The following is a 14,977-nucleotide window of genomic DNA, read 5'->3' as shown; positions in this document are numbered from 1 at the left end:
CCAGCATACGAAGCCCGTGGCCGGCACACATGCCGAGCACGGGCCTTGCGGCGATCCATGGGGCCCGAAGCGGCCTTACTGGCCGTGGGTCTTCAGCACCTGGTCGCAGGCGGTGCTGATCTTGCTACGGTTCTGCTGCAGGCAGGCGAGAATGGTGAAATCGCCCTGATCGATCACGGCGCGGCAGTGACGCTGCACGTCGCGCGTGCAGGCCTTCTGCTCATCGGGTGTCCCGCGCGTCTGCTGCTGGGCGAAGGCGCTGGACGAGAGCGGGATCGACAACAGGGCAAGAGCCAAGAGAAATTTACGCATCGTATTCCTTCATTTCCGACAGCAGAAAATCTGTTCCCGAAAAGCGCTTCGGCATGGCCGGGACGGATTTTGGGGATTTGCAGACGCCACGTAACGCGGCAACGGATTGACGACAAGCACCGCTAAATGCGGCTAAATTTGCGGCGCTGTAAACCCCTACATAAGTTATTGATTCGCAATGACGATTCGTGCCATCACTTTGTCGCGTTCGGCTATTGCGGATAGCAGTTGCGCAAAGCTACATGCCATCACGAAGCCGACGGTTTCTGATTCTGTTCGATGACAATATGGGCGCCGCGCGCCGTTTTTGTCGTTTGAACCTAACATTCTTCGGTGACACTAAACCTTCGATGCGGCGAGACGCTTTCTTGCGTAGGAAGCGTTGATTTTGATGGGAAAATTCACAATGAAACGGTTTGGTTCCAGCCTTTATGGTCAGGCTCTCAGGGCTGTGGGCGTCGGCGCTGCACTGATGCTCTCGGCCTCCGCCGTCCACGCCCAGGCCAGCGGGCCGTTTGCCGGTTTTGCCGGCTCGTGGACTGGAACGGGCACGGTGGCGCTGTCCAACGGCACGACCGAACGGATTCGTTGCAAGGCGGATTACAAGGTCGCACCCTCGGGCATGAGCCTGAAACAGTCCCTGCATTGCGCCAGCGACAGCTACAAGTTCGACCTCTCCAGCGACGTCACCAGCCAGGGCGACCGGATCTCCGGCAACTGGAGCGAGGCGAGCCGCAACATCTTCGGCAATCTGCAGGGCACCGCGGGCGGCGGGCGGATCGACGTGTTCGTCGAGGCGTCCGGCTTTGCCGCGAACCTGAACCTGCAGACCAACGGCTCCAAGCAGGTCGTGCAGATCGACTCCAAGGGCGAAATCCGCGGCGTCTCGATCACGATGACGAAGAGCTGACGCTCCCGGCCGATTGCACCCATAAGACAAAAAGGCCCGGTTCCGAACGCTTCGGAACCGGGCCTTTTTGCTGCAGCTTTTTGCTTGTTCGTCGATCAGGCCTTTTCGATCGGCGCGGGCTGGCCGCCCCTGCCGCGGAGCTTTTGCGACAGGTTGATCAGGAACATCGAGGTCGGCCGCAGGATGAAAAGGTCCGCGACCAGGGCTGCGACCATCGAGAACGCGCTGAGCCAGCCGAACAGGCGCAGCGACGGCAGGTCGGAGAACACGGTGACGACGAGACCGCAGGCCAGCACCACCGTGGTCAGGATCAGCGCTGGGCCGACCAGGACGGTGGCGCGCTCCACCGCAAGTTCCGGCGTGACACCCGGCTTGGTCTCGAGCCGCAGGCGATTGAGGAAGTGGATGGTGGCGCTGAGGCCGAGGCCGAACGACACCGTCAAAGCCACCACGCTGGCGAATTGCAGCCCCTCCCCGAGCAGCCACAGCACCGTGCCCGACAGCACCACCGGGAAGATGCCCGGCAGGATGCAGGAGAACATCACCACGATCGAGCGGAATGCGAGCCCGATGAAGATCGCGACCAGCAGGAATTCGATGGTGAGGCCGTGGTTGAGCTTCTCGATCATGCTGGCGCTGTTGCGTGCGGCAATCACCGACAGACCCGTGACCGCGATCTCGTAGCCGGGATGCTCGGCGCGCACCTTGTCCAGCGAATGATCGAGTTTGTTCACCACCGGAAGCAACTGGCTCGAGTCCACATCCGGGACGCGGCCCGACACCACGACAGCATCCTGATTCTTGTCGATGAACCGGCGCACCAGGTGTTCGGGGATCAGGTCGACATATTCCTTCAGCGTCGCGACATCATTGCTGCCGGCCTTTTCGGCGAGCCAGCGCCGCAAGGTCTCCAGCGACCAGACGTTGCCGACGCCGGCAGAGTCCTCGACCATTGCATGGACATCGGCAATCGTCTTCAAGGTCTCTGGCGAGTACAGCGATTGCCCCTTGGGGAATTCGATCAGCACATCGACCGGATTGGCGCCGGTCAGCTTGGCGTCGAGCCGGCTCGACGCCGCCACCGCCTGCCGCTTGTCCGGCACCTGATCGGCGAGCCGGTAGCGCGGCTCGAGATTGGCGTAGATGATGCCGAGGCCGCCGACCACGATCAGCGCAAGCAGGCTGAACAGCCCGGGACGGCCGACCATGCGCACCGCGATCCAGTAGCAGAAATTGCGCAGCGCCTGCACGCCGGCATCCGCGCTCTGGAACTTGACCGCAAAGATCTTCTCGTTGCGCACGAACAGGACGCCGAACACCGGCACCAGCGACAGCACCGCGATCAATGCGATGATGGTCGCCGCAAGCCCGGCCTCGCCGAACTTGCGGATCAGGTCGGAATCCGAGAACTGCAGCGCGATGAAGGAAATTCCGGCCGTGCCGTGCGTCAGCACGCAGGCCGGTCCGACCACCAGCACCGCATTCTTGAACGCGGTGAACTTGTCCTGCCCGGCGATCAGCCGGTCGCGCGCCGCGAATGTCAGCTGCATCGAGTCGGAGAAGCTGATCACCATGATGAGCGGCGTCATCACGTTGAGGAACATGTTGAGATTGAAATTGGCCCAGCCGAGGCCGCCGAGCGCGAGCAGGATCGCGATCATCGGCGGGAACGCCGCCGCCACCATGAAGGATATCTTGCGGAAGAAGATGATGGCGATGATGCAGCCGGCGAGGATGCCGAGGATGTTGTAGGTCAGGCCGTCGCGCTCGACCGCGTTGCGGATCTCGAGCTGCATGACCGGCACGCCGGACAATTGCGCATTGAGCCCGCTGCCGCCGAGGTCGTCGGCCATGATCTTCCTGATGTCGCCGACCACCTTGCTGAGCTTGTTGCTGCCGACCACTTCGGGCTCGAGCGACAGCACGATCAGCGCGAGCGTGCCGTCCTCCGACAGCAGCTTGCCGCGGATGATCTCGTTGCTTTTGACCGTCTCGACGAATTTGTCGTAGGCCGCGCCCTCGGGCAGCTCGTTCGGGAACAACGCCGCCGGCAGCTTACCTCGCTCCGGCGCCTGGCGCGCGGAGAACAGCGACACCAGGCCGCGCACGCCCTCGACGAGTTGCAGATCCGTGACCATGTCACGCAGCTTGCCGAGATTGTCGCGCTCGAGCAGCGTCTTGCCTTCGACCACGACGAGCACGTCGAACTCGGTCGCCGGGAAGCGCTTGGTCACCGCCTCATACTGCTTGTAGTCCTTGGAGTCGGAGCGGAACAGCTGCGACAGCGAGTCGTCGATCTTGATCCGTTGCACGCCGAACACGGCGCCGATCAGCAACAGAACGAGGACGATGCAGGACAGGATCGGCGCCCGCATCGGGATCAGGCCGAGACGCTCGATCCCGAACGCGATGCTGAGGCCCGACCGCGGCTCTTCGATCTTCTCGACGTGGACCTGACTTTCGGAATTCTTTTCGAGCATGCCCTGTCCAGTTCTGAAAACGGCTCAATCTGTCTAGCTTGGGTCTAGGGGCGCGAATGAAGCGGGTGAGCGCAACTGATCGGCGCTAGTCCTTGAAAACACGCGAATATTGACCGGCGCCGGTTTTACCTGCCCGCCCCTTTGCTCGCAAGCGCGAGGGGCTGACCAAATCGACAGGGAACCGCCGATCCCCGCCATTAAGTATCTGATTTGTCACACCCTGGTAGCGCATTCCTCGACGATCCACCGCCGCTTTCATCTTTCAAAGCGACCCCTGTGATCTGGCGTGCCAGGCCCTCGCGCACAAGCCACGAAATCCTGAATGCGGCTTCCGCATAGCTCAGCCCGGCATGGTGGATGTTGGAGATGCAGTTGCGGTCGGCGTCGGTGAGACCGATCCGCGGCGCGAAGGTGAGATAGGCGCCGAGGCTGTCGGGTGCGGACAGGCCCGGCCGTTCGCCGATCAGCATCACCAACATGCGCGCGCCGATGATGGCGCCGATCTCGTCACCGAGCGCGACCCGCGCCCCGGACGCTGCAATCACCGCGCCGGCGTCGATGTTGTCGGCCGCAAGGCGGGGCACGAGATGCCGGATCAATTCGACGGCATGCACATTGACCGCCGTCGGCGACAGGCCGTCACCGATCACGATGGCGCAGGGGCAGGCGGTGATGCCGCAGGTCTCGAGCGACCGCCGCGACGCAGAATCCAGCATGCGCCCGAGATCGGGCCGCCGCAGATAGTCGCGCCGGCTGTGCGCCTGGCTCGACACCTCAAGCGGCGTGATGCCGAGGCCGGCAAGACCGGCCGCGATCCCGCTGACATCGAAGGCGGCGTGGACAGCGTCGCGGGCGCGGGCATGGTCGAGCGTGAACGACAGCAGCGCATCGGTCGGCAGGCTGGCCCCGGACCGGCCAAGGCCGACGCGCGCCGGCGTAAGCTCGCGCAGATCGGCAAGCGAAGGGGACAAGGGCGCCGGCGGTGTCGTCATGCTGTTATTCGGCGGGGACGGAAGCCTCGCGCAGCCGGATCGAGTAGTTCGAGGCGTTCTGCCGGCCGCTGGAGGCTGCACGCGCAAAGGTGATCAAATGATGGGCAACCAGCGTCGCCGAGATCAACCCCTCGATGTCGCCGCGCTTGAGCCGGCCGAGCGCAAACTTCCAGAACACGCGCTTGTAGTCGCCGAGCACGCCGACCTTCCAGAAGATATTGCGGAGCATGATCAGGCCGCGCCGGATGTTGGCCCAGCTCTTCATTTCGGGACTCACCGGCACCTTGATGCGATTGGCATAGGTGTAGTTGCATTGATGCAAATAGCGCGCGAACAGCCTCTTCGGCTCGTAGGCAACTTCCATGCATTTGCGCCAGGAACTGACCACGTCCTCATAGGGCAGCAGGAACTCGACATTGGAGTCGCGGCCCTCGTCATCGATCAGCCGCCCGGCTTTTTCGAGCCGATCCCACAATGGCGTCTTCGGCAGCGCCTGCAGCAGGTTGATGGTGAGCAGCGGAATCCGCGACTCCTCGACGAAGGAGAGCAACGCATCGCCGGTCTGGGGCTTGTCGGTATCGAGCCCCATGATGATGCCGGAGACGACCTCCATGCCGAACGAATTGATGGTGCGCACACCCTCGAGGATCGGAACCATCATGTTCTGATCCTTGTGCATGGCCTTCAGCGCGTCGGGATCGGGCGTCTCGATGCCGACGAAGATCGTCACGAAGTAGGCTTCGCGCATCTTCTCCAGGATCTCGGGGCGCTTGGCGATGTTGAGCGTCGCCTCGCAGGCGAGGCGCGTGACATATCCGGTGCGCTTCTGCCACTCGATCAGGTGCGGCAACAGCTCGCTCGCCGCCTTGCGGTTACCGATGAAATTGTCGTCGACGAAATACACGGTGTCGGTGGCACCACAGGCGCGCAGCTTGTCGAGCTCGGCGATGATCTGCTGCGGCGACTTCAGGCGCGGATTGCGGCCATAGAGCCCGGGGATGTCGCAGAACTCGCACTGATAGGGGCAGCCCGAGGAGAACTGGATGCTGCCGAGGAAATACTTCTTGGTTTCGGCGAGCTCATAGGCCGGCAGCGGGAATTCCGTCATCGGCAGCCGGTCGATGGTTTTAAGCACCACCTGCTCGTCGGGACGGCTGGTATCATCAGCCAGACGCTTGATCAGCTCATTGGTCGCATCGCCGAGCTCGCCGACGTGGAGGTAGTCGAATGAGGGATAGTAGTCCGGGCAAGCACTGACCGACGGGCCGCCGATCGCGACCACCAGGTCATGGTCATGCGCGCGATGGCAGATGTCGTTCATCTGCTGGCGCTGGATATGCATACCGCTGACGAACACGGCATCCGCCCACTCGAAATCCTCCGCCGTCGCCGGACGCAGATTCTCGTCGACGAAACGCACCGGCCAGTTCTCGGGAAGGTATGCGGCGATCAGCAGCAGGCCCTGCGGCGGCATGAACGCCTTGACGCCGTCAGTGAGGGGGTAGGCGTGCTCGAAGGTCCCAAACGACGACGTATAGCGCGGAAAAACGCAGAGGATACGTCGTACTGTCTCTATGCCCTCAGCTCTCATCAAGCGACCCCGAAGCACCGGCAAATCTAACCACGGCGCGGAACGCTGGGCCAGAAATTCTTCAACATTGTGGCACTACTTAACGTCATAACGACGAGATAGTTGCTCTGCAGAATTTCGCTATCCCCCTCAGGTCAGGAGCCTGGCAGCGAGGTCGGGCAGCCGCTCCGCATCGGCCACGAGGCGGAAGTCCTGCCCGGCAAGGCCGACGCGCGCGAGCCAGTCGTCGAATTCGGGGGCCCGCCTCAGGCCGAAAAGGTCGCGGACATAGAGCGCATCGTGAAACGATGTCGACTGATAGTTCAGCATGACGTCATCCGCGCCCGGCACGCCCATGATGAAGTTCACGCCGGCGGCCGCGAGCAGCGTCAGGAGATTGTCCATGTCGTCCTGATCCGCCTCGGCGTGGTTGGTGTAGCAGACGTCGATCCCGAGCGGCAGGCCGAGCAGCTTGCCGCAGAAGTGGTCCTCGAGCCCGGCGCGGATGATTTCCTTGCCGTCATAGAGGTACTCAGGACCGATGAAGCCGACCACGCTGTTGACGAGCAGCGGTTCGAACGCACGCGCCACCGCATAGGCCCGCGCCTCGCAGGTCTGCTGGTCGACCTGGTGATGGGCATTGGCGGACAGCGCTGAGCCCTGCCCGGTCTCGAAATACATCACATTGTCACCGACCGTGCCGCGGCGCAGCGACAGCCCGGCTTCCCGGGCCTCCCGCAACAGCGAGAGGTCGACGCCGAAACTGCGATTGGCCGCCTCGGTGCCGGCGATCGACTGGAACACGAGATCGACCGGCAGCCCCTGCCCGATCAGTCCGAGCGTGGTCGTGACATGGGTCAGCACGCAGCCCTGCGTCGGAATCTCGAATCGCGTGATGATGTCGTCCAACAGCCGCAGCAGCGTGCCGATGACGTTCGGGTCGTCGCTCGCCGGATTGATGCCGATGCAGGCATCGCCCGCTCCCAGCAGCAGCCCGTCGAGAATCGAGGCGGTGATGCCCTTGGGATCGTCGAAGGGATGGTTCGGCTGCAGCCGCGTGCTCATTCGCCCGCGCAAACCGGTGGTGTTGCGGAAGCGGGTCGTCACCTCGCATTTCTTCGCGACCAAGATCAGATCCTGGTTGCGCATCAGCTTCGACACCGCCGCAACCATCTCTGGCGTGATGCCGCGCGAGATCTTCTTGATCGCTTCCCCGCTGGCGGCATCCGACAGCAGCCAGTCGCGGAATCCGCCGACGGTGAGCGACGACACCGGCAGAAAGCCGGCAACGTCGTGGCTGTCGAGGATCAGGCGGGTGACTTCGTCAGCCTCATAGGGAATGACAGGCTCATCGAGGAATTGTTTGAGCGGAACATTGGCCAGCGCAAGCCGCGCTGCGATCATCTCCTCCGCGCTGTCGGCGACGATGCCGGCCAGGCGGTCGCCTGAACGCGGCGGCGAGGCCTTGGCAAGCAGGATGCGCAGATCGTCGAATGCGTAATTGGTGGCGTCGATGGTGTGACGATAGAGCATGAGGGGTTCGTCGCGGGCTGGGGCAGCGCAATCTAGCACCTCTTTGCGAAAGGCGTGCCATCGGCTTCGCCCCGCGTGCTGGCGCCTTTGCCGGTAACGGCGGCGCAGCCTCGGCACGACCGCAAGCCGCGAGCACCCGGCAGACTCAAAGCGGCCCATAAGGCATTGGGATTATTTACAGATTTTAACGGTTGCGGCTGCACAAATCTCGCGCGTTAAGAAATTGTCCATGAAAATTTTGCATAAGCTTTAATCGGCCGAAGGTACTCCCCGGCCTCTTGGAGTGCCCCGCAATGCCCGCCCCCGTCACATTCCCCATCTCCATGTCCCGGCCTCCAATGGCGTCCCGATTCTCGCTTGCTGCCAGGCTGTACTCGACGTTTGCGCTGATTGCGGCGCTGACCGCGGCCATCACCTTCCTGTCCGAATACAATGCGCGGCGTAATGCCGAGCTGACCGAGGCCGTCGACCTCGCAAGCCGTGCCGCACTCAATGTCGAGCGGGTCAATTCACTGGTCTACGCCGTGGTGATGGAATCCCGCGGCATCTACATGTCGACCGACCCGGCAGCGGTGAAGAAATACGGCGACGGGCTGCTGGCGTTCAACGAACGCATTCTCGGCGTGGTCAAGAACTGGGAAACGCTGGTGCAGGCCGACGACGCCGCCCAGTTCGCGGTGTTCAAGAAGCGCATCGAGCAGTTCATCGATTTCCGCAAGGAGCTGGTACGCCGCGGCATCGAGATCGGCGCCGCAGCCGGGCGGGAGTGGGGCGACAACGACGCCAACCGCGACGTGCGCACCGCGCTGAACAAGGATCTCGAGGCGCTCTCCAAGGTCTATGCCGAGCGCAGCAAGAAGCTGGCGCGGGAGACCGACACCAACCGCACGATGGCGCTGGTGCTGACCGGCCTCGGCGCCCTGGCCTTGATTGTGGTGGTACTCGGCGTGCTGATCATCGCCCGCTCGGTGGCCCGGCCGCTGTCGCAGATCACCATGACGATCAAGCGCGTCGCCGAGGGCACCGACCATGTCGAAGTACCGCATGTCGGGCGCAGCGACGAGATCGGCGCACTGGCACGCGCCATCAAGGTCTTCCAGGAGGCGATGGACCGCAATCGCAGCCTCAACGCGCAGGTCGTACAGGATTCCGAGGCGCGCGACGCGCGCGGCCGGCATATCGAGACCTTCGTCGAAGCGTTCCGTGGCACGATCGGCGAGGTGCTCCGCGCGGTGCACGACAACGCCGCGACGATGCGTCAAACCGCGCAGACCATCGCAACCGTCGCGTCGGACGCCAGCGGCCGCGCGGTGGCGGCGGCAGGCGCCACCGAACAGGCTTCGAGCAACGTCTCCGCGGTGGCGGGCGCAGCCGAAGAACTCTCCGCCTCGGTCGAGGAGATCGGCCGCCAGGTCAAGCAGTCGTCCGGCGCAGTCGATCAGGCCGGTGCGCGCACCGACCGCTCGATCACCGAGATCGAGGGCCTTGCCGCCACCACCCAGCGCATCGACGGGGTGCTGAGCCTGATCCAGGCGATCGCCGAGCAGACCAACCTGCTCGCCCTCAACGCCACCATCGAAGCCGCCCGCGCCGGCGATGCCGGCCGTGGCTTCGCCGTCGTCGCGCATGAGGTCAAGGCGCTGGCCGGCCAGACCGCGAAGGCAACCGCCGAGATCAGCGAGAATGTGGGCCTGATCCAGGCCTCGACCCGCAACTCGGTGGCCGCCGTGCGCGAGATCGGCCAGGCGGTGCGCGAGATCAGCAACGTCACCGCGAACATCGCGAGCGCGGTCGGCCAGCAGGACGCGGCGACGCGCGAAATCTCCGCCAATGCCCAGATGGCCGCCCAGGGCAACGAGACCCTGGTTACCAATGTCGGCTCGCTCCGCGATGACATGGACCAGACCAGCAAGGCGGCGGAATCGGTGCTCGCGGCCTCGAACGATCTGACCACAACTGCCGAGACGCTGTCGCGCGAGGTCGAGCAGTTCTTCCGCAACCTGCGCGGCGACGCGGCCGACGGCCTGCAGCGGACCGGAACCTGAGCGGCGATGTGGCGGGCCCTGCGAAAGGGCCCCGGCAATCCGGATGGTTAAGACTCTCCCAACGCACGGACGCAAATTGCCTCCGCTTCGGGTCGCATTTCTCAATTTGATGCCTCCATAGAAAAGCGTCGCTGCGCGAGGGCGCGGGGAAGTGGAAGCAAGCAATGAACGGGCTTTTGCCAAAGCCGAAGGCAGTGCCGACCAAACGGCTCCTTGCGCTCGGGATCGGCCTCGTTCTCTGCTTTTCGGCGATCTGCGCATCCATCCTCTGGGAGATGGCGGGCAAGGACTATCAGCATGCGAAGCAAGGTGCGACCAACCTCGTCGCCTCCATCGCCAGCGAGATCGACCGCAACATCGACCTTTACGACCTCTCGCTCCAGGCCGTCGCCGACGGCGTCAAGCTGCCGGAGCTCGGCAAGATCAGCCCGGAGCTTCGTCAGGTCGTGCTGTTCGACCGCGCCGCCACGGCCAAGGACCTCGGCTCGATCCTCGTGCTGAATGCGGCGGGGGACGTCACGCTCGATTCCAAGTCAGTGACGCCGCGGGCCGCAAATCTCGCCGATCGAGACTTCTTCCGGGCACATCAGACGCGAGCGGACAGCGGGCTGTTCATCAGCGCTCCGTGGATTACCTCTGACGGCGAATATCTGATCAGCCTCAGCCGCCGCATCAACAATGACGACGGTTCCTTTGCCGGCGTGGTCGCGGGCAGCATGCGACTCAGCTATTTCCACAATCTGTTTCGCAAGCTGAACTTCGGCTTCGGCGACAGCATGGCGCTGTTCAACAGCGATGGCGTCATACTGATGCGCGCCCCGTTCGACATCAGCAAGATCGGGCAAAGCATCAAGGACTCTCTGGTCTTCAAGCAATTTCCGGCACGACAATCCGGCTCCTACGTCACGAAATCGATCGTCGATCATGTCAGCCGGCTCTATGTTTTCCAGGCGGTCGGACACAATCGCCTGCTCATCGCCGAGGGTCTCGCGCTCGACGGCATCTATGCCGACTGGTGGCAACAGCTCTGGCTGATCGGCAGCGTGGTTGCAGCGCTCTGCGGCTTCTCGATCGTGCTGATGTTCTACCTGGTGGCCGCTCTCAAACGGCGGGCCGCCGCGGAAGACCGGCTCGCGCACCTCGCGAACACGGATGCACTGACAGGCCTAGCCAACCGCCGCCGCCTTGACGATACCCTTGACGTAGAATGGCGCCGTGGCATGCGCGCAAAGGCGCCGGTCTCGCTTCTGATGATCGACGTCGATCATTTCAAGATCTACAACGACACGTACGGGCATCAGGCCGGCGACGCCGTGCTCACCACCGTGGGATGGTGCATTGCAGGCAGCGCCAAGCGTGCAACTGATCTCGGTGCCCGCTATGGCGGCGAGGAGTTTTCGGTGTTGCTGCCGGGCATCGGCAAGACGGGCGCCCTGGAAATTGCCGAACGGATTCGCACCAAGCTGGCGGCTGCGCGGGAATCCGAGCCTGAATTGCCGACCGTCAGCATCGGATTGTCCTGCCTCGTCCCGGACCACGAGCGCACGTCGCGCGATCTGCTCAAGGCCGCGGACCTTGCGCTCTATCAGGCCAAGCGTGAAGGCCGCGACCGCATCATCGTGAGCCCGATCGGGTGGGACAAATCGGGCAAGCGGCACGTCGCCTGATCGCGACCGCATTGGCACGATCGAACGCGCCGCCCGCCCGCCTCGCTCACTCCACCGGCAGCACGTCGACCGCAACGGCGAGCTTCTGCTTGCGCGCGCCGACGATGACGCCATCGACCGGCGAGACGTCGGCAAAGTCGCGGCCGATGGCGAGAATGATGTGGTCGCTTCCGACCATCAGATCGTTGGTCGGGTCGAACCCGACCCAGCCGAGCGCGCTGCCGCACCAGACCGAGACCCAGGCATGGGTGGCGTCCGCGCCCTGCAGCCGTGGCTGGCCCGGCGGCGGAATGGTGCGCAAATAGCCGCTGACATAGGCCGCGGGCAGGCCGAGGCCGCGCAGCCCCGCGATCATCACATGGGCAAAGTCCTGGCACACGCCATGTCGCTTTTCGAACACGTCGCGAAGCGGCGTCGAGATCACGGTCGCCTTGGGATCGTATTTGAAGTCGTTGCGGATACGGCGCATCAGGTCGGCAGCCCCGGTGAGGATGCCACCACCGGGCGAGAAGCTCGCGGAAGCGTAGGCCGTCACGGGCCGTAGCACCGGCACCAGCGCGCTGGCAAAGACGTAGCCGACCGGCGAGGCCGCATCGAGGCTCAACGCCTCGAACGCGTTGTCACGCACGTCCTCCCAGGGCGGACTGGCGGCGTCGCGCGCCGGCGGCTGCCGCGCCACCGAGACCCGCGAGCGGGCATCGATGCGCAGACTGCGATGCGCGGTCTCGATCAGGACGCTTTCAGTGAGCGTGCCGAAGAAGTCGCGCCTTGCGGTGCGTTCCGCGGGCCTCGGACGGATCTCGACCGAATGCGAGATCAGCTGCTGCCCGTCGCCAGTGACCGGCTCCAGCCGCAGCGAGCAGCGCGCGAAGCTGACCTGGGTCTCGTAGCTATAAGTCGTGACGTGACGGATGTCGTAGATCACGCCAGCCCCGTGAGCTTCTCCGGCCGGCTGGCATTCGGTCCGTGCGGGAAGTAATGCAGCCCGATCGCGTCGGCGAGGTTGAGCAGATCCTGCTCCAGCGCGAACAGCGTCTTGACGTCGAGGCTCGAGGCTTCAGCCGTTGTGAGCATTGCCTCGACCGCGACGGCAAGACGCTGCGGCCGCTCGATCAGGCCATGCTCCTTCAGGCTCGGCAGCGCGGCAACATGCTCGTTCAGCGCCGCGACCTGGAATGCGACCGAGCGCGGATTATAGGGGTCGAGCACCGCCAGATCGCGCACCGGTGCGAGCAGCGGCTGCACCAGATAGCGCGAGCGATAAGTGATCTGGCAGTCCACCAGCGTGAGCAGAACGTCGAGGTCCTCGTCACCGGCTTCGTCATAGGCGAACTGACGGGCAAAGCGCGTGGTGTTGACGGCGCGCTCGGCGCGACGTCCCATCTCGAGGAAGCGCCAGCCGGCGGCGCGGTTCATGTTTTCCTGCGCGAGGCCGGCGAAGCTTGCGAGCTCCTGCAGGGTCAGCTCGGCGGCGCTGACGACGCCGTCATCGTCATGAACTTCGATGGCCAGCCGATCAGCCATCTCGGTGATGACCTGCCAGGCGTCCGGCGACAGCCGCTCGCGGAGCGAGGTCGCCGTGCGCTGCGCGGATCGCACCAGCGACAGCGCCGAACCGAATTTCTCCTCGCTCTGCAACGCTTCGAGCGCGACCTTGGCGAGATTGGCGCGCGCGGTCTGCGAGGCCGCGCCCCAGGCGACCAGCATGCGCTGGATGCGCTCGGCCGAATGCATCGCCGGCGCCGAGCCGTTCGAATTCGCGCGCGCAGGATCGCGCAGCGGCGTGCACAGCGCGCGGATCAGCCGGATGGTGGCCTCGGCACGCTCCAGATAGCGGCCGAGCCAGAACAGATTGTCGGCGGCGCGGCTCGGCAGCACGCCGGCGATGCGGCGGATGCGGACGGTGTCGACCGCCGGCAGCAGGGTCGAGGTCTCAACCGCCTTGTCGGAGACCACCCAGACATCGGCGGACACCGCGCCATCGCCCATCGACACCGCGCGCGCATCGGCCCGATCGGCAATCCGGCAGAAGCCGCCGGGCAGCACAGTCCAGCCGCTCGGCGTCGCCGCTGCGAACACCCGCAACACGAACGGACGCGGCGCGATGCGACCGTTCTCCCATACCGGCGTGGTCGACAGCCGCACCAGCTCCTGACCGACATAATCGATGCCGCGATGGCTGATGGCATCCTTCAGGCGGTCGCGGTCCACGGCTGACAATTCGCCCGGGAGCACCGGTCCGTTGCCGGGAAAATCCGCAACGCCGCGGCCATAGGCGCCTTCGATCGCGAACTCGTCGAGCCGCGACAGCACATGCTCGCGCGCGGATTTCTGGCCGCACCACCAGGTCGCGATGTGCGGCATCATCAGGTCTTCAGAGAGCAGGCGCCGGCACAGATTGGGCAGGAAGCCGAGCAGCGCCCTCGCCTCCATCACGCCGGAGCCCGGCATGTTGGCGACCACGACGCCGCCCTTGCGGAGAACCTCGACAAGCCCGGGCACGCCGAGATAGGAGGACGCGTCGAGCTCGAGCGGATCGAGCATGTTGGAATCGACCCGGCGCAGCAGCACGTCGAGCCGCTTCAGCCCGGCGACGGTGCGGATGTGGACGCGATCGCCTGAGACCGCGAGATCGTCGCCCTCGACCAGCAGGAAACCGAGATAGCGCGCCAGCGTGGCGTGCTCGAAGTAGGTCTCGCTGAACGCGCCGGGCGTCAGCAGGCCGATCCGCGGCTCGTCGCGATCAGCGCTGGCGCGCAGCGAATCGCGGAACGCCTCGAAGAACGGCGCGACGCGCTCGACATTCATCGACTTGTAGAGATTGGAAAAGGCGCGCGACAGCACCAGGCGGTTTTCCAGCGCGTAGCCCGCGCCCGACGGTGCCTGCGTGCGATCGCCGAGCACCCACCAGCGGCCGTCGGGCCCGCGGCCGATGTCGGCGGCATAGAGATGCAGATAGCGGCCCCCCGGCGGCTTGATGCCGCTGACCGCGCGCAGATACTCGCTGCTGCCGGCAATCGCCGCCGCGGGGATGGCGCCGTCGGCAACAAGCCGCCCTTCGCCGTAGAGATCGGCCAGCACCATCTCCAGAAGCTGCGCGCGTTGCGCGACGCCGGCGGCGAGCTGCCGCCAGTCCGCCGCATCGATGATCAGCGGCAGATGGCTGAGCGGCCAGATCCGGTCGGAAGTGTCGCCCGGCGCGCGATAGGTGACGCCGGCCTCATGCAGATGGCGATCGGCGGAGGCGAAGCGGCGCTCGATATCGGCCGGCGACAGCGCGGCAAAGGCGTCGAAGAAGCGGGCCCAGACCGGCCGCGGCGCGCCGTTGTCTGCAATATACTCGTCGGGAATGCCGGGCAGCCGGACATAGTCGCGGGTCCACTGCGCCATCCGGCGCTGACCGGGACGGGCCCTGCTCTCCTGACTGCTGCCTTGACTATTGCCTTGGCCACCCGATGCGGACATTCC

10 protein-coding genes are annotated in these 14,977 nt (G+C 64.7%); 3 read left to right on the top strand and 7 right to left on the bottom strand.

The features are described from left to right. Window positions 1-75: 75 nt before the first annotated feature. Complete coding sequence (locus J6525_RS02080) at window positions 76-312, bottom strand: hypothetical protein (RefSeq protein WP_092083335.1); 237 nt, start codon at window positions 310-312, stop codon at window positions 76-78. Window positions 313-718: 406 nt separating this feature from the next. Between J6525_RS02080 and J6525_RS02075 the strand changes: the two genes are divergently transcribed. Beyond that, window positions 719-1,222 carry a hypothetical protein gene (locus tag J6525_RS02075; RefSeq protein ID WP_028331723.1) on the top strand — a complete coding sequence of 168 codons (504 nt, stop codon included), beginning with the start codon at window positions 719-721 and terminating at the stop codon, window positions 1,220-1,222. 95 nt (window positions 1,223-1,317) lie between these two features. Here J6525_RS02075 and J6525_RS02070 read toward each other — a convergent pair whose 3' ends face one another. The 4 genes from J6525_RS02070 to J6525_RS02055 all read right to left on the bottom strand — a co-directional run bounded on the left by J6525_RS02070 (window position 1,318) and on the right by J6525_RS02055 (window position 7,797). After that, window positions 1,318-3,702, bottom strand: a complete 2,385-nt coding sequence (locus J6525_RS02070; RefSeq protein WP_225641687.1) for an efflux RND transporter permease subunit — start codon at window positions 3,700-3,702, stop codon at window positions 1,318-1,320. 197 nt (window positions 3,703-3,899) lie between these two features. Continuing rightward, window positions 3,900-4,694 carry an ethanolamine ammonia-lyase subunit EutC gene (gene eutC, locus J6525_RS02065; protein WP_225641685.1) on the bottom strand — a complete coding sequence of 265 codons (795 nt, stop codon included), beginning with the start codon at window positions 4,692-4,694 and terminating at the stop codon, window positions 3,900-3,902. A 4-nt stretch (window positions 4,695-4,698) separates the two neighbouring features. Continuing rightward, on the bottom strand, window positions 4,699-6,285 hold the full coding sequence (locus J6525_RS02060) for a B12-binding domain-containing radical SAM protein (protein WP_057015704.1): 1,587 nt from the start codon (window positions 6,283-6,285) through the stop codon (window positions 4,699-4,701). Between the two features lie 129 nt (window positions 6,286-6,414). Then, entirely contained in the window at window positions 6,415-7,797 is a 1,383-nt protein-coding gene (locus J6525_RS02055) for an ethanolamine ammonia-lyase subunit EutB (RefSeq protein WP_225641682.1), read from the bottom strand. 338 nt (window positions 7,798-8,135) lie between these two features. Between J6525_RS02055 and J6525_RS02050 the strand changes: the two genes are divergently transcribed. Beyond that, complete coding sequence (locus J6525_RS02050; RefSeq protein ID WP_225641680.1) at window positions 8,136-9,842, top strand: methyl-accepting chemotaxis protein; 1,707 nt, start codon at window positions 8,136-8,138, stop codon at window positions 9,840-9,842. A 164-nt stretch (window positions 9,843-10,006) separates the two neighbouring features. Continuing rightward, window positions 10,007-11,509 carry a sensor domain-containing diguanylate cyclase gene (locus J6525_RS02045; RefSeq protein WP_225641678.1) on the top strand — a complete coding sequence of 501 codons (1,503 nt, stop codon included), beginning with the start codon at window positions 10,007-10,009 and terminating at the stop codon, window positions 11,507-11,509. 46 nt (window positions 11,510-11,555) lie between these two features. Here J6525_RS02045 and J6525_RS02040 read toward each other — a convergent pair whose 3' ends face one another. After that, complete coding sequence (locus J6525_RS02040) at window positions 11,556-12,434, bottom strand: transglutaminase family protein (protein WP_225641676.1); 879 nt, start codon at window positions 12,432-12,434, stop codon at window positions 11,556-11,558. Then, window positions 12,431-14,974 carry a circularly permuted type 2 ATP-grasp protein gene (locus tag J6525_RS02035; RefSeq protein WP_225641674.1) on the bottom strand — a complete coding sequence of 848 codons (2,544 nt, stop codon included), beginning with the start codon at window positions 14,972-14,974 and terminating at the stop codon, window positions 12,431-12,433. Before J6525_RS02035 ends, J6525_RS02040 begins: the two co-directional genes overlap by 4 nt. Window positions 14,975-14,977: the final 3 nt, after the last annotated feature.

It is taken from the genome of Bradyrhizobium australafricanum, assembly GCF_020329495.1.
In the GTDB taxonomy this organism is placed as follows: domain Bacteria; phylum Pseudomonadota; class Alphaproteobacteria; order Rhizobiales; family Xanthobacteraceae; genus Bradyrhizobium; species Bradyrhizobium australafricanum.
The sequence above is the reverse complement of the archived record's forward strand: the minus strand, read 5'-3'. Positions and strand labels throughout refer to the sequence as shown.